Here is a 17,243-nt window from a genome sequence, read left to right on the forward strand (position 1 = left end):
GTTCCAAAAAGGAGCAGCCTGTTTAATAGTTTCATTATTGAAATGATATTGTATTAGAATCTCAAAGTCGCTGCAACGGACCAGGTTCTTCCGAAACCAAGGAATCCTGTATTACCGTCTGCAACACCCTGATATACTCTGCCAGCTTCCTGATATGTTTTTCCGGCATCAGGGCCATTGGCAATTTTATCGCCCGCGAAGATATTGGAGCTTAATTCAGAAATATAATATTTGTTGAATAAGTTGTAAACGTTTGCTCTCAATGTCAAAGATTTTTTCGCATCAAGCGTGAATTTGTAAGAAGCTCCTACATCAAATAGGTGATAGCTTGGCAATTTTACAATTCCTTTTTCTCTTGCCGCTTCAGTAAGGAAGTTGATCGGGTTGAACTGAGCATACAGCTTGTCATAATATTCCCAGTTGGCATCGATACTGAAAGCTTTGGTAATATTGTAATCTGCTCCGATGCTTGCTGTTGTCTGTGCCGCATCTCCAACCTTCAGGTCTTTGATATTAATCATTCCGGTTGCTCCTGCTATTTCCTGATTGTTCTGAACATCAAGAATATTGAAGTTAGCGTTTCCTTTATATTTCCAGTTCCCCAATGATACCATTCCTCTCAGTCTAAGATTAGCGAAAGGTCTTGCTTTGGCTTCCAATTCGATTCCCTGGTGTAGTTGCCCAACGTTCAATGCATTATAGAAATAAGCATTTCCAAGGGTTAACTGAGAGAATTTGGAAACATCTGCAGCCGTAGCATTGAATGTTCTTGAAATAAATCGGTCATCCCACTGTGTTCTGTACGCATTGATGTTCACGTCCACATAACGGGATTTGAAACCGTAACCTAATTCCACAGAGAAGATTCTTTCATTCTTGGCATCATTGTAAATATTCTGGTTTGAAGGGAATAAAGCATTGAATAGAGGCTGTCTTGAAATGACTCCAGTATTGAAAAATACATTGTGGTGATCGTCAATATTATAGTTGGCACCTCCTTTTACAATATAACCTGTTTTGTGATACCATTTTGTTTCCTGATTCCCTGGAGTGTACAGCATATAATCTCTTCTCTTGTAATATTGCTCGGAAACAGATCCTTGAACGGATGCACTTAGCTTTTCAGAGCTGTACTCAACCATTCCGTAGATCCCTGCCCATTTTACAAGACCTTCGTTGTGTATGGATACTTTCTGAGCATCTTTAAGCTTGGTAAGCGGCTCCGGTTTTACGGTTTGATTAATATAATATCCTTTTGGAGCATTGGCTGTAGTAGGAACAAATAATGCATCTGAACCAAGCATATCGGTTACAATGTCATACAATGCCCCTTTGTACGTTTTAAGATCGATACCTCCGTTGAAAGTCCAGTTGTTCTTTTTGTAATTAAGGTCTGCAATTACACCATACCAGTCATGAGCATTGATACTCTGCTTTCTCACGATACCAGTGGTTCCGTTCAGAGTAGAGACGTATTGGCCGTTATAATCACCGGAAGATCCTGCAGGTGCCGTAAAGGTAGATTTCTGGAAAGTATTTCCGTTATAATCTGTTACCATACCGCCTCTGTTGTAGCGATAAATCATATCCCAGTTGATCGTACCATCTCCGCCAGCACCATAATTCATGAAATTCATGGTTTGTCCGGCTGCGTTTTTGATAGAACCGTTAAGTCCGGTACCGCCGCCGCCGCGTCCCCATGAGCCGTAAACCACTGTAGATAATTTCAGGTTGTCATTCATGGTCCAGTCCCAGTTCAAAGAGGCGATAGGCTTATGATAGAAATTAGGAGCTAAATTGAATTGAGAACCATTCAACATTCCTGTTTGAGGGTTATATCTTCTTCCGTAAGTTCCAAATTGTTGTAAAGTGGCAACATTGGCTCCGGTTGCAGAAGACCTTCTCGTATCGTGTACCTGTGGTGCTCCGGTTGCAATTAAATTGAATGCATGTTTGTCATTAGGTTTAAATCCTGTTGAGAAAAACCATGAGTAACCTTCTCCTTTTGTTCCGTTGATGTATCCGTCACCTTGCCAGCGGGAAAGCAATACGGTTGTTCCCCACTTGTTTTTTAACCCTGAAGAGTACATGGCGGAAATTCTGGAGTAGTTATCGTTTCCGACTTCTCCTTTGATCATTGCTTTTTGCTCAGAATCGGTAGCTTTGGTTACAATATTGATCGTTCCTCCAACAGAAGGTACTACAAATTTGGAAGCACCCAATCCTCTCTGAATCTGAATATTGCTGGCAATATCAGCCAAACCGGTCCAGTTGGACCAATACACGGTACCTCCCTGCATGTCATTCACCGGCTGTCCGTTGATGATCACAGCAATGTTAGCTCCGTCAAAACCTCTCATGTTGATTCTGCTGTCTCCGAATCCTCCACCTACTTTCGTTACGTAAACGGATGGAGTAGACTTCATAATTTCAGGGAATTCTCTGTTTCCCAGTTTCTCCTGAATTTCTGCAGCCTTAATGTTGGAAACCGCAACAGGTGTTTTTCTCTCTTTGGCTGTTTGGGAAAGGTTTCTACCAACCAACATAACCTCATCAATAGATTTGGATTTCTCTAAAGAATCCTTCGTACTCTGCCCATAATAGATGGCGGCCGTAGGTAATACAAGCGCTATAATTAGTCGCTTTTTAAAAGTAATGCTCATGAAATAAACTAGCGTGTTTGATTTTTAAGGCTGCAAAGATGGATAATTATTTTTTAATTAAGTATTAAATCTTAGCGAAGTGATTTTATTCAGTTTTTTAAATATGCTTTATTTCTCGCTTTTTTGAATATGTTAATTATTCCACATCTTTCGTTTACAATTTGTTATAAAAGAGATTGATCAAAAAAAGGGCTTGTTTTTAACGGGTAAAAATAATTATGTGCTTCTCCATATTTTTAAATAAAACTAAATATTCTTGGAAAATATACTATAATAATAGCTATGTATTAAAAGTCAGAGATGACTTGAATCATAATTTTTATACTGTTGTTTTGATAACTTGTATTACCATTTTATTCAAAATCGTATTATTTATGAAAAAAAAATTTTTTGAAAGGTTTTCAGACCGTGTTGTCTGTATAACCGGAAGTCCGGGTGCTTTTATGGGTGCCACTTTACTGGTGGTTGTGTGGGCTGTTTGCGGACCTGTTTTCAATTATTCAGAAACCTGGCAACTTGTTATCAATACCGGTACCACTATTATTACTTTCCTGATGGTATTTCTGATTCAAAAAACTCAGAATAAAGACTCTAAGGCTATTCAGATAAAACTCAACGAATTGATAGCATCCTATGAAAAGGCCAGCAACAGACTGGTGGATATTGAAGATCTGACGGAAGAAGAACTGGACAAGCTTCACAAATATTATGAGAAACTTGGACAACTATCCCAAGAAAAAGAACATTCACAGGATCCCGTGCAAGAATAGTCTTAATACTATTATAATATATATAGCATGATTTTAAAATCTTCTCAAATTGCCCACGCTGATTCACTGTCAGTGAAATCCCTGGTGCATTTCGTCATAGAACTCGAGAAACTGTTTAAACGTATCGGAGAGTATCTTCTTTCCGGACAGGAAACCGTTTCAACGGCTGAAAGTGTTACAGCCGGATTTTTACAGTTTTCATTTTCCCAGATGAAGGATGCCTCCCAATTTTTTAAAGGCGGCATGACAGCGTATACTTTAGAAGAAAAGGTAAACCTTCTTGATGTAGATGCTCTGGAAGCAAGACAATATAACTCTGTATCTCCTCATATTGCTGAGACAATGGCGTTGCAGGCAGGTAAACTCTACAAAACCGACTGGTCTATTGGAGTTACAGGATATGCCACTCCGGTGGAAGAATCAGAAGGGAAGCTCTTCGCTTACTTTGCCATTGCCCACAAAGGAAAAGTGGTTCTTTCAGAGAAATTAGATCTGCATTCCAGAACCAAGCCTGTTAATGCCCAGCTCTATTACAGTGAATTCATTCTGGGATGCTTTAAGCTGGAACTGGATAAGAACCGGAAAAACAAAGAATAAACCGATTTCAATAATAAACTATAATCACACTTATGAAAGATTTACAACTGAAAAATAAATCTGTCCTTATTACAGGAGCAGACAGCGGAATTGGTAAAGCCATCGCTCTTTTATTTGCTAAAGAAGGAGCTGATATTGCCTTCATACACTATCATGATGCCAAAGATGCCATGAAAACAGTGGATGAAATTAAAAAAACAGGAAGAAAAGTTCTTTCGTTTGAAGGAGATATTAATGACAGCAAATTTTGTGAATCTGTTGTTAATGAAGTTGTATCCAAATTAGGAGGAATAGATATCCTGATCAATAATGCCGGAACCCAGGTTCCCTGTGAAAGTATAGAAAATCTTAAAGAGGAGGATATCCGCAAGACTTTCGATTCCAACATTATTGGAATGATCCTTCTGACAAAGATCGTATTCCCTTATTTAAAACAAGGAGATTCTATTATCAATACTACTTCAGCTACTGCCTATCTGGGACATGAAGAATTACTGGATTATTCAGCAACCAAAGGCGCTATCGTTTCGTTCACCCGTTCATTGGCACTGCAGGCTAAACCTAAAGGAATACGGGTGAATGCTGTTGCACCCGGACCGGTGGCCACGCCGCTTACGGAAAAAACATTCGGAGAAGAAGATGAAGATCAGAATAAACCGCCGCTAGAACGTAATGCTTCTACCGAAGAAGTGGCAGCAAGTTTTCTATTTCTTGCCACAGATGCTTCATCACAGATAACGGGACAGGTTCTTCATCCTAATGGAGGTTTAATTGTTAACGGTTAATCTTAACGGATATGAATGGAGTTATTATTCAGTTTTTCCATTGGTATCATCCCGGAAACCTATGGAATGAGTTTGCTGAAAAAGCAGAATATTTAAAAGATTTGGGGTTTACTGCCGTCTGGTTTCCTCCTGCCAATAAATGCAGTCTCAATAGGGAAGGCCGTGGTTATGATGTCTATGATCTTTATGATTTGGGAGAATTTGATCAGAAAGGAAGTATACCAACCCGATATGGGACGAAAGCTGAATATTTACTCGCCATAGAGAAAGCGCATGGAGCGGGAATGTCTGTATATGCAGATATTGTTTTAAATCATAGGATGGGAGGAGATGAAGAAGAAAAGATTATGGTACATCAGCTGAATGAAGAAAACCGTAATGAAAGAATCTCTGAAAATATGGAGGTTTCAGCCTATACGAAATTTACTTTTCCGGGAAGAAAGGGAGTGTATTCGGACTTTATATGGGACTACCGCTGTTTCAGCGGCATTGACTATGTGATCAGAGAAGGTGAGGAGATGAAGGGGGTTTTTAAAATCCATAATGAATATGGTGAGGAGTGGACAGATACAGTAAGTCATCAGTTCGGTAATTATGATTATCTGATGGGAGCTGACATAGAGTACCGTAATCCTTATGTTGTGGAGGAAATGAAAAACTGGATCAGATGGTATATGGAAACAACGAAAGTAGACGGAATCAGATTGGATGCCTTAAAACATATCTCCTCCGACTTTTTGAAAGACTGGATCTACTATATTAAAACAGAAGTAAATCCTGAATGTTTTGTTTTAGGCGAATTCTGGAAAGACGAGGCAGAAAAAATTGAGTATTTTTCCGATAAAATGTCTGATCTTATCTCTTGTTTTGATGCTCCGCTGCATTATAATTTCTTTAAAGCATCACAGGATGGTAAAGATTATGATATGAGCCGGATTTTAAAAGGAAGTTTCCTGGAAAAGAAACCGGTATTCTCTGTTTCTTTTGTTGAAAATCACGATACACAGCAGCTGCAGGCTCTTGAATCTGCGGTGAAAGACTGGTTCAAGCCCTTGGCTTATGCTATTATTCTTCTTACCGATGAAGCTTATCCCTGCATATTTTATCCCGACCTTTTTGGTGCAGACTATATCGATATAAAAGATGAACAGGAAGTGCATATCATCATGCCGAAGGTTGAAGAACTTCCTGGTCTGCTTGAAGCGAGAAAGCTTTTTGCATATGGTGAGCAGATCGATTATTTTGATCATCCCAACTGCGTGGCTTTTGTACGGAAAGGAGATGAAAAGCATCCGGGATGCATTGTAATTTTGTCTAACAGTGAAGAGGGTTATAAAGAAATAGAACTGGGAAAAGAACATGCGGATTCAGTTTATACCGATTTTTTAAAGAACCGTCATGAAGAAATTTATACAGATAAAAACGGGAAAGCGGTGTTTACTGTAAATTCTGGTTCGGTAAGTATATGGGTAAAAAAACAAACACCGTAATGATTGGCAAATTTTCAGGCCTTTTATTCTCTGCGAACAGCTATTCTAATTTTAACTTACCATATAAGCTCCTGTAATTTTAGATACCACATCTCTGTATTTTGGACAAAAATGGTCTTATAGTTGCAGATTTACCACCAATCAATCACTAAATTATTATAATATGGAAACTAAAACGGCAACCAAAAAAACACCAGCCAAAAAAGCAACAACAGCAAAAGCAAAAACTCCGGCTAAAAAAAATGCAGCCAAAAGTTTGGAAGATCTTTTTGAAGATGCGCTGAAAGATATTTACTGGGCTGAAAAAGCACTGCTGAAAGCGCTGCCGGCAATGATGAAAAATGCAACCAGTGAAAAGCTTAAACAAGGCATTGATAAGCACATTACGGAAACAGAAGGCCATGTGGAAAGATTGGAAGAATGTTTTAAAGCATTAGGAAAAAAAGCCCAGGCAAAAAAATGTGATGCTATGCAGGGATTGCTGGTTGAAGGAAAGAGCATTATGGAAGAGACAGAACCGGGAGCAGTAAGAGATGCGGGCATTATTGCAGCAGCGCAAAAAGTTGAACATTATGAAATTGCTACTTATGGAACACTGGCAGCATTCGCAAAAGTATTGAAGGAAGAAGAGTGTCTTAAAAACTTTTTAAGCACATTGGAAGAAGAAAAAAAATGTGATGAACTGCTTACAAAAGTTGCTGATACCAATCTTAACAGCAAAGCCATGTAAATACAATCTTTAAAAAGGAGACCTGAAAAAATCAGGTCTCCTTTTTTTATTGAAATCCGGAAAGGTTTAAAATGCAGCATTTTTATTCTGGTTGATTTTGTATCAGTTTTAGTATATTTGTGGATATTATTTGTATCAATTTGGTTTTTAATAATGAACTGTAATTGAATACCCAAACTGTTATACTGTAAAAGAAAACTGTATTCTGCCATTTATAAAGTTTAAAAATGCCCCAACTTAGCCTGTTCGACTCAGCAGATCTGTACGAATTTCCAAAAGACCTTCTGGAATACAGAGAACATTTCCTGAATCAGGAAGAAGCTGACCGCCTTAAAATTCATCTGCTTGAAACAGCTCCGTGGAAACAACGTACCCAGAAAATGTATGATAAAATGGTGCTGACACCACGCTTAACCGCCTGGTATGGAGATGAGAAAAATGCCTATCCTGCAGACAATGAACTCGATGCCCATCATTGGACACCCGAACTGTTTTCTTTAAAACAAAGAATAGAAGAAACATTTGGGTATCAGTTCAATTCCGTACTGTTGAACCTTTACAGAGATCATAACGATTCTGTTGCCTGGCATCGGGATAAGGAAAGCAGATATGGGAAACGTCCGGTGATTGCATCAGTAAGTCTGGGGCAGACCAGAAATTTTGATTTCAGGAAAAAAGACCATCATCAGAGTAAATACAGCCTGCCTCTTCCTCACGGATCATTATTGATTATGAAAGGAGACCTTCAGGAAAACTGGGAACATCGTATTGCCAAGTCTCTAACCTCTATGAAGGAGCGTATTAATCTTACATTTAGGTTGGTTAGTAAGTCGTAAAATATTTATTCATAATGTTTTATGAGTAGGCTATAAATGTTTTAATCTTTTTTTTGGCAGATAAATTGTTGCATTTATAAACAAAGTCATTGTTTGACTTCATTAATATCACCACTTAAAATTTATTATTATGAAAAATCTTGTAGTAACAATTTTTGCATTGGCTGCTTTAACGGCCTGCAAAAAAAACGAGCCGACAACCACGAGTCAATCTGAGGAAAGTACCACAATGTCTGCCCCTGCAGAATCAGGAATGACGGTAAGCGACTCCACCAAAATGTCAGACACCAAAGATCAGAAAAGTGCTCTCAGCGATCAGGACAAAAAGTTTGCAGATAATGCAGCCATAGGAGGACTGATGGAGGTAATGATGGGAAAACTGGCCGCGACAAACGCTGAAAACTCATTGGTAAAATCTTTGGGATCAATGATGCTAACCGATCATTCCAAAGCGAATGACGAGCTTAAGAATTGGGCATCAGGAATAGGGTATACCTTACCCACAAGTTTGGATGCCGAAAAGCAGAAGATGTATGATGACCTGAAAGCTAAGAAAGGTAAAGACTTTGACAAAAAATATACAGATCTAATGGTCAGTGATCATAAAGAAGATGTGGAAGCCTTCAAAAAAGAGGCATCTGAAGGAACAGAAGCTTCATTAAAATCTTTCGCAGCGAAAACCCTTCCGACACTTGAACATCATTTGCAGGAATCGGAAAAAGCTAAAAATGCAGTCAAATAATATTCAGTTTATATGACCTGCATCATAAATATGAACATAAAGTATTTAATAATTTTGATGTGATTAAATATTATTTTGTTCTTGATTATAGTAAGGCTCCTCTTTTGAAGAGGAGTTTTTTGATTATTCTTTCTTTTTATATTCTTCAATTTTCTTAAACTGTCTGTAAGAATCTTTCAGGATACGAAGCTGTTCAGATACAACCTCACTACTTTTTGGACTGAGATCACCAGTATCCAGAGCATTTTGATAAGCTTCAATAGCTGCTTTTTCGCCAAACACCACATTTTCTAATGTAGATTCAATCAGATTTCCCATGGTAAAAGAATTTTTAATGTCAATCCATGTTCTGTGAACAGCTCCTGCCATGGACGTTGAGTCCTCCGGAGTACCTTGCTTTTCTGTGATGAGGTTGATCAGTTCATTTTTCATGATTTTCGACTGCGAAATCATATGTTCATATTCATCTTTTACATCCGGATACATTTCCCAGACTTTTCCCTCAACTTTTTCAAAGCCTTCCTTCCTGTCGTTGGTAATGTGTAGTAAGTCATTAAGTACCGATATTTCCTGCTGATGATTCATAATATAATTTTTAAAGTGAGCTATAAAATTAAAACTTACCTGACGGACTCTTTATAATCCTGATCATATCTCAAAAATAATAGGCTAAAGTCCTTTCTTTTTTCAACAAAAAGCTGCACCTTTGCCCAACAATGGGGTGCTACAGATAACGGTGGCTGAGATGATACCCAGGAATATACTTCCACACCTGATCCGGATAACGCCGGCGTAGGGATTGCTTATTGATCATCTCATCATTTGATTTCTAATAATTAATATGATGCAGGACATTTTAAAACAAATTACCTTACCGGAATGGTTCGGAGTCTTATTTTCAGTAATCCAGGTTTTACTGGCCCGTAAAAACAATGTCAACAACTATCTTTTCGGAATTGCAGGTATTCTGCTTACACTCTATGTAATGCTAAATTCGAAGTTGTATGCTGAATTTACCTTAAATCTTTATTATCTGATCATGAGTATTTACGGATGGCTGTACTGGAAATTCGGGAAACAAAGATCCGAAATGGAAATCTCTGTTACCTCAACTGCAGAAAAATGGATTACCGGAGGAATTGTTCTGGGAACTTTTATCTTATTCTGGTTCTTCCTGACTCATTTTACCGACTCGGATGTTCCGGTCTGGGATTCTCTGGTGAGCGCCTTTGCCTGGGCCGGAATGTGGCTGATGGCAAGAAGAAAAATTGAAAACTGGGTAATACTGAATGTCAGTAATCTTATTTCAATCCCGCTAATGATTCATAAAGAATTATATCTCTATGCTGTTTTAACGTCGTTTTTATTTTTAGTGGCCATTTCAGGATATATAGAATGGCAGAAAATCATTAAATCCAAAGCTAATGCTGAGTATTAAAGAGATCAGGCAAGAACTTCAGGGCGCCTCTGTAATTTCTGATAAAGTAATGCAGCATATTCATGAGGAAGGACTGCTTAAGATCTGGGTTCCCCAAAAATATGGCGGACTCGGCTACCGTTTTGAAGAGGGGCTTAAAGCCTTATTTGGCTGGGCTGAAACCGATGGAAGTTTCGGCTGGATGCTGACACTCTGTGCCGGTGCCAATTACTTTTCCAGAAATATAAAACCTGAAATTGCTCAATCATTCTTTACACATTCTGAAACCTGCTTTGGAGGAAGCGGAATGGTTGGCGGGACGGCAGAAAAACAGGATGACAGCACGTATCTGATCAACGGTTCATGGAATTTTGCAACAGGAGCACCTCATTTGACTCATTTTACATTGAATGCCAGGGTTATGGAAAATGGTAAGGTTATAACGGATAAAGACGGCAATGAGATCATCCATTCATTCATCGTTCCTAAAGAGGAGGTTCATATTATCCCCAATTGGAGCTCTATGGGAATGAAAGCCAGCGGAACCTATTCTTTTGCCATTAAAAATGTCGTTGTCAGTGAAGATTACAGCTTTGTTTATGATACTTTTTTCACGAATGATATTCTGGACAGCATTCCGTTCCGGGTTTTTGCGGACTTAACACTGTTGGTCAATTATCTTGGAATCGCTTCTCATTTTATTGAAGAGGCAGAATGTATTCGTCCTGAAATCAATTTCAAGCGTTTTGCTGAATCTGTTGAAAAACATTTGGAAAAGGTATTCAGCATAGCCGGAGAAATAGAACAAATACTCGGCGGTCACAAAGAGATTCCGGAGGATAAACAACACGTGATTCATCAGTATGGAGTAGAGCTGGTTCAAAAATTATCCCGTCAGATCCTTACTGTTTATACACAGCTGGGAATCCGGGCAACCGATACTGATTCTGCAGTGTACCAGATATTTTGCGATTATTTTACAGCGATTATGCATTCCAATTTCAGGCCTTCTGCAGATGATCTGGACTTTTCTTTCTGAGTTAAAGTTTCAGAAAATATTTCTTTTAATAAGTATTTTATGTGAATATTTTGTTAATAATGTTCTTTATTGTGGAAATTGTACAATAAATTTTAGTTATTTCACTATATTTGGACTAAACTAAAACCTGAAATAAGCCCAACATAACACCTGCTAAAATAAGAGCAACCAGATTACAAAAACATTATGAAAGACTTATTTTCACTCAACGGAAAGAGGAAGGATCATGTAATTATGTATTTTAAAAAAGAGAGGTATCCATTGGTAGAAAATGATAACTGGATTACGGTTACAATTAAAGAATGGTACCGGACAATGATCATATCCTGCTTAATATGCAATGACTTAGTCACTTTAATTATCGTAAGAACAAAACTCACTCCATTTTACGAAAAATATACAGTACTGTAAGTTGATTTCTGTTGATACTTTTGTAAAAATAGATGGCCGGAACAGTTGATGGTGATATTGATCCCGGAAAGGAGTTATATTCTTATCCGGCAAGCCATTCTTCCCGAAGAACCGCATAAATAACATCATCAACCCATTTGTTTTTCCAAAACAGACTTTTTACAAAATGACCTTCTTTTCGTAAACCGATTCTTTCCATTAATAGAATAGAAGCGGTGTTGTCCGGATCCACAGACGCTGTAATTCTGTGTTTATGTAAATCATCAAACAGGTGACTTATGATGCCTTTTAAAGCCTCAGAAGCATATCCTTTTCCCTGAAAAGACGTATTTAATGTAATTCCCAGTTCTACCTGTGCATTTTCATCTCCGGTAAAATGAACTCCGATATCTCCGATAACCGTTTTTGTTTCTTTATCCGTAATCAACAGCTGATACCAGCTTTCAGGCTGGTTGAATTCTTTAGTATTTCTTAGGATAAAATTTTCCACCTCTTCCAGCGTTTCAGGGATCCAGCTTTGAAATCTATTGGCTTCAGCATTGGAACGGTAGTCGAAAATGTCTTGTTGATCCTCAATCGTAATATCCCGTAGAACCAATCTTTCTGTGTAGAGCTGCATAAGGGTAATATAATTTCGGACAAAAATAGGGGTAATTGGTAGTTATTCAATGGGGAATTCAAGTTTTTATGAAGATTAAAGCTAATTTATTTCAATAAAAACGATAAAATATTTGCAAATACCATTTAAATACTTACTTTTGTACCGCTTTAAAAATAAAAATACGGGGGATTGGCGCAGTTGGCTAGCGCGTTTGACTGGCAGTCAAAAGGTCACGGGTTCGAATCCCGTATTCTCCACTAAAGAGCTGTAATATAATGTGTTACAGCTCTTTTTTTGTGGTTGATATTTTGTCCCCGCAATTCCAACAGAATATGCTAGATTTGAAATAAAAAATCAAACATGGAATTTTCTCCTTTTAATCCTGTGATTAAGCTTTGTCTGCAAGGAATGAATTTTGAAGACAAAGGAATGCCTGAAAAAGCAGGTGAATTATTTTTGCAAGCCTGGGAAGAAGCTACGGATGACCATGAAAAGTTTCTGGCAGCTTATTATCTGTCACGTAACCAGAAAACAACTGAGGATCAGTTGAAATGGCTTGAAACTTCTTTAGAATTTGCTTTAAAAATTAATGATGATACCGTTAAAAGTGCATTGCCCGCTCTTTATCAGAACATTGCTCAATGCTGGGAGAAGTCGGGAGATACAGAAATGTCAAAAAAGAATGCTGAACTGGCATTACAGTTAAAAAACCATCCGTCCGACAAAGGACCTTTTTATCACGGAACAAAAGCAGATTTAAAAATTGGAGATTTACTGAAAGCAGGCGGAAGTTCCAATTATCAGTCTGACCTGAAAATGAATCATATCTATTTTACCGCTTTGGTAAACGGAGCAGGACTCGCTGCTGCATTAGCAAAGGGAGAGGGTACAGAACGTGTGTATATTGTAGAACCAACAGGAAATTTTGAGAATGATCCCAATGTTACCGATAAGAAATTTCCCGGAAATCCCACCCGCTCTTATCGTTCCGAAATGCCTTTGAAAATTATCGGAGAAGTGACAGATTGGACCAGACCAGCTCCTGAAGATCTTCAGAGATTCCGCGAAAAGCTGGAAAACAATAACGGGGAGATTATCAATTAGTCTCCTCATTTATTTTTGATGATCGTTAATATATTCCAAGATTTTATCAATAAGCATAGAGTTTCCACCTCCGTTATTTCGGAGATCAATAGCCAATTTTTACTATTTCTTTTCTGATGCGGCAAATACTTTATCGGGCAACTTATTAAAATCATTCCTACTTCCAGACATACTTCTGAAATCCAGAAAAGCCGATTTGTGATCAACAATTTTGAACACATAAGGCTTTGCGATTACCGATATCAACCAGGCAAGGGATCTTTGAACTTCATTTACGGTCTGTAGAAATATTTAGCATGAAAAATACCTACTTTATAGGTAATGTCTTATATTTTAGCAATAAAGTGTTTTAAATAATTATCTTTACACTATTGGTAAAAATGATTGGTTTTGTGTAGAAATATTCTTACGGTTGGTTTTCTGTTTGCTTTTCTTTTGTTTTATTCTCAACAATACACAGTGCAGTTTTTCAATACAGATAACGGACTGCCTCAGAATAGTGTAAAAGATATTATAAAAGATAAATATGGTTTTATCTGGCTGACTACAGAAAACGGAATTGTAAGATATGACGGGCTTAATTTTTTTGTTCATAAAAAATTTCCACTCAATAGCCAGCGGTTTACCTATTTTTATGGTGATGCTGATAAGGACAGTATTTTTACGGCGGTAGATGATGGAAAAACGGTTTTAATCCATCAAAAAATTCCAAAAGTATTTAAAAACATAAAAAGATGTCCAACAATTATTGTTAGGGAGAATATCAATTATCATCTGTGTATTTCAAATTACAGTTACAGTCCGTCTCCGGGAGTCTATTTTTTTATGGACTTCAAAAAAGGAAGGTATTTTATCACACAGAATTCCTTTGTTTATGAAGATTTTCTTTCAAAATCACAGGTTAAACTGGACGTGAAGCCGCTTTTTAAAAATGATCCAAATGCCTTTACAATAGGAGATATTCTGTTTTATATTGATCGGAATGCTAAAAAGGTTAAAAAAATAGAAGAAGGGAAAATTACCGGTTCTTATGATCTGTCCATTGTAGCGGATGTCAGAAGCAAAATTTTCTGGAACAGAACCAATGGACAGGGATTTGTCCTGAATAATAATATCCTTTACAGATGCATCTACAATAACGGAACGCTTAAATTATCAAAACTGATCCGGCTGGATCATATAGACGAAAGTAATCTGATGTGCATTTATTATGATGAAAAATATAAAAAACTTTACCTTGGAAGCAGCACAGACGGACTCAAAATAGTGAGCTTAACAGATTTTACCTCTTCGAAAAAGAACATCCCAAAATCATCAGCTGTTTTTTATGCGATCCAGCCCTATAATGATTCGTGTGTAATTAATCCTGCAGGGGAAATCTACAACCGCTATGGATTGGTTAAAAGCAAAAACTTCGATAAAAGTATATCGTATTTTTTAAATTTTGACAGACAGGGCAATATTGTAACCCGGAGAGAACAAACTCTTTTTGTATACAGTAAAAAGTCTGATTTTACAGATTTTCAAAGTATTTCCACCGGAGAAGACACGGTGAATGATTTCTTCTTTGCCAATGGGAAATATTATGTGCTGGCAGTGAAACAAAAAAAAGGAAATACCGAGTTCACAGGCACACTAAGCATTTATGAAAACTGGCCTTTTAAGTCATTAAAGAAAAAATACCTGTTTGCCAACGAACCTACCAAAATGGTATTGACAGAAGCAGGAGATATTCTGGTTGGTACGATAAAAGGATTGTATAAAATATCCGTCAATCATAACAAAATCTATAGTTTAAACGGTAAAAATGAATTATCAGTTCGTGATATCGTACTTACTGCAGACGGAAATATATGGGTAACCACACTTGGAAAAGGTTTTTATCTTTTAAAAAACAACCGTCTTATAAAGCTGCCGGGTGATTCTGAAGGCAATCTTTTATCACCGCATACCCTGATGGAAGATCCTAATGGTTACTTCTGGATTCCAACCAATAATGGATTGTATAAAATAAGAGAAAGCATACTTTTAAAGTACCTGCAAAACAGGAATTTTAAATTGAACTATTACAGATATTCAAAAGAAGCTGGCTTTAGTACCAACGAGTTTAATGGAGGAAGTAATATCAATAGCAACAAATTGAAAAACGGAGATTTTGTTTTGCCTTCATTAAGCGGACTGGTATTTTTTAACCCGTTGAAAGTTAAAAGTTATTATCCCGCAGCGATGTATGTAGAAAGAGTCCTCGTTGATGATAAAGAAAGATTGTTTAAAGATACCCTGAAACTGAGTCAGGAGAACAGACAGGTTGAACTGTTTATCGATGTCCCTTACTATGCAAACCCTGATAATATTGTCATTGAAGCAAAACTGGATGACGATGGAACCAATAAATGGCTGTCTGTAGGAAAAGACCGGAAGTTTTTACTCAATAATCTTGGCCATGGCACCCATCATCTTATCGTCAGGATGCTCGTTTCTGATAAGCAGGAATACGTTTTCAAAAAAATTAAAATTATCATTCCTCCTTTTTTTTATCAGACATTATGGTTTAAACTATTGATTGTTTTTATCTTTCTTCTTTTACTGTATGTATCCGTAAGGTGGAGGACGAGCTTTCATAAAAAGAAAAACCGTGAGCTGGAAGAAATTATCCGTTTAAGAACCAAAACTCTTTCAGAAACTGTAGAAAATCTGGAAATCACTCAGATAAAGCTGGGAAAAGAAATTGAACAGCAGAAAAAGCTCATCGGAACAATTACCCATGATATTACCACACCATTGAAATTTATTGCTTTAACCAGCAAAGAAGCCTTGGACTATGATGAAAAGAATGCCTACCGTACTGAAAGAATTCTTAATTCTATTTACAAATCATCTAACCAGCTGTACAATTTTACAAAAACACTGAAAGAGTATGCTGATATTTATAATGAATACAGGAGTGATGAAACAGAGCTGTATTCTTTCTATGATCTGGTGCAGGAAAAGAAAATCCTTTTTGATGAGATTGCAGCCAATCACAATACGACAATTGTTAATAATGTAGATGAAAAATTAATGGTGAAAATCAGTAAAAATATTCTTGCTGTGATTATTCATAATCTAATGGATAATTCTGTAAAATATACAAGAAACGGAACGATTATAATCACCGGGGCAGATGAGCCGGAAACTGTAATTCTGGAAATTACAGATACAGGAATCGGGATGGACGACCATAAAATTGAATATTATACCAAACTTCAGGAGAATATTGAAAATGAAAAGCTGCTATTGCAGAAATATGGTATGGGACTTCATCTGATCCTGCAGCTGCTCCAGATGCTGGAAAGTAAAATTATAATCAGAAGAAACCAGAACAAAGGCACTTCTTTCCAATTAATTATAAAAAAATCGAAAAAATGATTAAAAAGATCCTTATAGCAGATGATCATGATATTGTATTAACAGGAACCGCTATCATTTTAGAAGCACGCATTCCTGATGTACTGATAGATACCGCTTCAGATTATCCTGAAGCCCTCGATAAAATTTCCAGACAGAAATTTGATCTGCTTATTCTGGATATTAATATGCCTGAAAGCAGAAACAAAAAAATGATCTCAGAAATCAAACAGCTTGATCCTGCTTTGAAAATACTTGTTTTTTCGGCGTATGAAGAGGAAATTGCCATACAATATATCAAAGAAGGAGCAGATGGATACATTAATAAACTCAGTAAAGTAGATACAATTTCTGAAGCAGTCATGAAGATGTTTTCAGAAGGAAATTATTATCCTAAAGGATTTGTCAATAAGCTATTGCAGCCGTCCGCACTGGATGCTGTAAAGAGTTTATCAGAAAGGGAATATGAAATTTTTATGCTCATGGTAAAAGGAAACGGAAACCTGGAAATTTCAAATGAGATGGATATTCAAATGTCTACAATCAGTACTTATAAAAAAAGAATCCATAAAAAACTGAAAACAAGTAATCTGGCTGATCTTATTAAACTGTATGAAGCTTACATGTCCTGATACTGATTTTTATGAATAAAACAATTTTTTGAGTGTAGA

Annotated in this window: 15 protein-coding genes, 1 tRNA gene and 1 riboswitch; of the genes, 13 read left to right on the forward strand and 3 right to left on the reverse strand. The window is 37.0% G+C overall.

Annotated features, from left to right (window positions below):
* Positions 1–53: 53 nt before the first annotated feature.
* Positions 54–2,663 carry a TonB-dependent receptor gene (locus FFS26_RS01100; RefSeq protein WP_110008782.1) on the reverse strand — a complete coding sequence of 870 codons (2,610 nt, stop codon included), beginning with the start codon at positions 2,661–2,663 and terminating at the stop codon, positions 54–56.
* A gap of 374 nt (positions 2,664–3,037) precedes the next feature.
* Between FFS26_RS01100 and FFS26_RS01105 the strand changes: the two genes are divergently transcribed.
* From FFS26_RS01105 to FFS26_RS01135, 7 genes are all read left to right on the forward strand, one after another.
* A complete protein-coding gene (locus tag FFS26_RS01105) occupies positions 3,038–3,433 on the forward strand; it encodes a low affinity iron permease family protein (RefSeq protein WP_110008904.1) in 396 nt (131 codons plus the stop codon).
* Positions 3,434–3,460: 27 nt separating this feature from the next.
* Positions 3,461–4,030: a CinA family protein gene (locus FFS26_RS01110; protein WP_110008783.1), complete on the forward strand. Its 570-nt coding sequence runs from the start codon at positions 3,461–3,463 to the stop codon at positions 4,028–4,030.
* A gap of 32 nt (positions 4,031–4,062) precedes the next feature.
* Positions 4,063–4,815, forward strand: a complete 753-nt coding sequence (locus FFS26_RS01115) for an SDR family oxidoreductase (RefSeq protein WP_137904046.1) — start codon at positions 4,063–4,065, stop codon at positions 4,813–4,815.
* Between the two features lie 11 nt (positions 4,816–4,826).
* Entirely contained in the window at positions 4,827–6,305 is a 1,479-nt protein-coding gene (locus FFS26_RS01120) for an alpha-amylase (RefSeq protein WP_110008785.1), read from the forward strand.
* A 163-nt stretch (positions 6,306–6,468) separates the two neighbouring features.
* Positions 6,469–7,035, forward strand: a complete 567-nt coding sequence (locus tag FFS26_RS01125) for a ferritin-like domain-containing protein (protein ID WP_137904047.1) — start codon at positions 6,469–6,471, stop codon at positions 7,033–7,035.
* A 227-nt stretch (positions 7,036–7,262) separates the two neighbouring features.
* The gene (locus tag FFS26_RS01130) at positions 7,263–7,871 is read left to right on the forward strand and encodes an alpha-ketoglutarate-dependent dioxygenase AlkB family protein (protein ID WP_137904048.1); all 609 of its coding nucleotides are present in this window, start codon (positions 7,263–7,265) and stop codon (positions 7,869–7,871) included.
* Positions 7,872–8,001: 130 nt separating this feature from the next.
* Complete coding sequence (locus tag FFS26_RS01135) at positions 8,002–8,613, forward strand: DUF4142 domain-containing protein (protein WP_110008787.1); 612 nt, start codon at positions 8,002–8,004, stop codon at positions 8,611–8,613.
* Between the two features lie 123 nt (positions 8,614–8,736).
* Here FFS26_RS01135 and FFS26_RS01140 read toward each other — a convergent pair whose 3' ends face one another.
* A complete protein-coding gene (locus FFS26_RS01140) occupies positions 8,737–9,198 on the reverse strand; it encodes a PA2169 family four-helix-bundle protein (protein ID WP_110008788.1) in 462 nt (153 codons plus the stop codon).
* Between the two features lie 122 nt (positions 9,199–9,320).
* Positions 9,321–9,429, forward strand: a riboswitch (TPP riboswitch).
* A gap of 25 nt (positions 9,430–9,454) precedes the next feature.
* On the opposite strand from FFS26_RS01140, the gene pnuC reads away from it, so the two are divergent.
* Positions 9,455–10,051 carry a nicotinamide riboside transporter PnuC gene (gene pnuC, locus FFS26_RS01145; protein WP_110008789.1) on the forward strand — a complete coding sequence of 199 codons (597 nt, stop codon included), beginning with the start codon at positions 9,455–9,457 and terminating at the stop codon, positions 10,049–10,051.
* Positions 10,038–11,069: a hypothetical protein gene (locus FFS26_RS01150; RefSeq protein WP_137904049.1), complete on the forward strand. Its 1,032-nt coding sequence runs from the start codon at positions 10,038–10,040 to the stop codon at positions 11,067–11,069. The genes pnuC and FFS26_RS01150 overlap by 14 nt, the downstream gene beginning before the upstream one ends.
* A gap of 493 nt (positions 11,070–11,562) precedes the next feature.
* Here the strand turns inward: FFS26_RS01150 and FFS26_RS01155 are convergent, their stop codons facing one another.
* Complete coding sequence (locus FFS26_RS01155; protein ID WP_137904050.1) at positions 11,563–12,099, reverse strand: GNAT family N-acetyltransferase; 537 nt, start codon at positions 12,097–12,099, stop codon at positions 11,563–11,565.
* A gap of 165 nt (positions 12,100–12,264) precedes the next feature.
* Between FFS26_RS01155 and FFS26_RS01160 the strand changes: the two genes are divergently transcribed.
* The 4 genes from FFS26_RS01160 to FFS26_RS01175 all read left to right on the forward strand — a co-directional run bounded on the left by FFS26_RS01160 (position 12,265) and on the right by FFS26_RS01175 (position 17,204).
* Positions 12,265–12,338, forward strand: a tRNA-Ala gene (locus tag FFS26_RS01160).
* A gap of 412 nt (positions 12,339–12,750) precedes the next feature.
* Positions 12,751–13,185 (forward strand): NAD(+)--rifampin ADP-ribosyltransferase, encoded by a 435-nt coding sequence (arr, locus tag FFS26_RS22960; protein ID WP_410493489.1) that lies wholly within the window; start codon positions 12,751–12,753, stop codon positions 13,183–13,185.
* A 390-nt stretch (positions 13,186–13,575) separates the two neighbouring features.
* The gene (locus FFS26_RS01170; RefSeq protein ID WP_228449367.1) at positions 13,576–16,593 is read left to right on the forward strand and encodes an ATP-binding protein; all 3,018 of its coding nucleotides are present in this window, start codon (positions 13,576–13,578) and stop codon (positions 16,591–16,593) included.
* Positions 16,590–17,204 (forward strand): response regulator transcription factor, encoded by a 615-nt coding sequence (locus tag FFS26_RS01175; protein ID WP_137904053.1) that lies wholly within the window; start codon positions 16,590–16,592, stop codon positions 17,202–17,204. Before FFS26_RS01170 ends, FFS26_RS01175 begins: the two co-directional genes overlap by 4 nt.
* Positions 17,205–17,243: the final 39 nt, after the last annotated feature.

It is taken from the genome of Chryseobacterium sp. 2VB, assembly GCF_005503635.1.
Classification (GTDB): Bacteria; Bacteroidota; Bacteroidia; order Flavobacteriales; family Weeksellaceae; genus Chryseobacterium; species Chryseobacterium cupriresistens.

Bases quoted from the DNA above. Each gene is read 5' to 3' on its own strand.
- FFS26_RS01100 (WP_110008782.1), bottom strand. From the start codon at position 2,663: ATGAGCATTACTTTTAAAAAGCGACTAATTATAGCGCTTGTATTACCT.
- FFS26_RS01105 (WP_110008904.1), top strand. From the start codon at position 3,038: ATGAAAAAAAAATTTTTTGAAAGGTTTTCAGACCGTGTTGTCTGTATA.
- FFS26_RS01110 (WP_110008783.1), top strand. From the start codon at position 3,461: ATGATTTTAAAATCTTCTCAAATTGCCCACGCTGATTCACTGTCAGTG.
- FFS26_RS01115 (WP_137904046.1), top strand. From the start codon at position 4,063: ATGAAAGATTTACAACTGAAAAATAAATCTGTCCTTATTACAGGAGCA.
- FFS26_RS01120 (WP_110008785.1), top strand. From the start codon at position 4,827: ATGAATGGAGTTATTATTCAGTTTTTCCATTGGTATCATCCCGGAAAC.
- FFS26_RS01125 (WP_137904047.1), top strand. From the start codon at position 6,469: ATGGAAACTAAAACGGCAACCAAAAAAACACCAGCCAAAAAAGCAACA.
- FFS26_RS01130 (WP_137904048.1), top strand. From the start codon at position 7,263: ATGCCCCAACTTAGCCTGTTCGACTCAGCAGATCTGTACGAATTTCCA.
- FFS26_RS01135 (WP_110008787.1), top strand. From the start codon at position 8,002: ATGAAAAATCTTGTAGTAACAATTTTTGCATTGGCTGCTTTAACGGCC.
- FFS26_RS01140 (WP_110008788.1), bottom strand. From the start codon at position 9,198: ATGAATCATCAGCAGGAAATATCGGTACTTAATGACTTACTACACATT.
- pnuC (WP_110008789.1), top strand. From the start codon at position 9,455: ATGATGCAGGACATTTTAAAACAAATTACCTTACCGGAATGGTTCGGA.
- FFS26_RS01150 (WP_137904049.1), top strand. From the start codon at position 10,038: ATGCTGAGTATTAAAGAGATCAGGCAAGAACTTCAGGGCGCCTCTGTA.
- FFS26_RS01155 (WP_137904050.1), bottom strand. From the start codon at position 12,099: ATGCAGCTCTACACAGAAAGATTGGTTCTACGGGATATTACGATTGAG.
- arr (WP_410493489.1), top strand. From the start codon at position 12,751: ATGTCAAAAAAGAATGCTGAACTGGCATTACAGTTAAAAAACCATCCG.
- FFS26_RS01175 (WP_137904053.1), top strand. From the start codon at position 16,590: ATGATTAAAAAGATCCTTATAGCAGATGATCATGATATTGTATTAACA.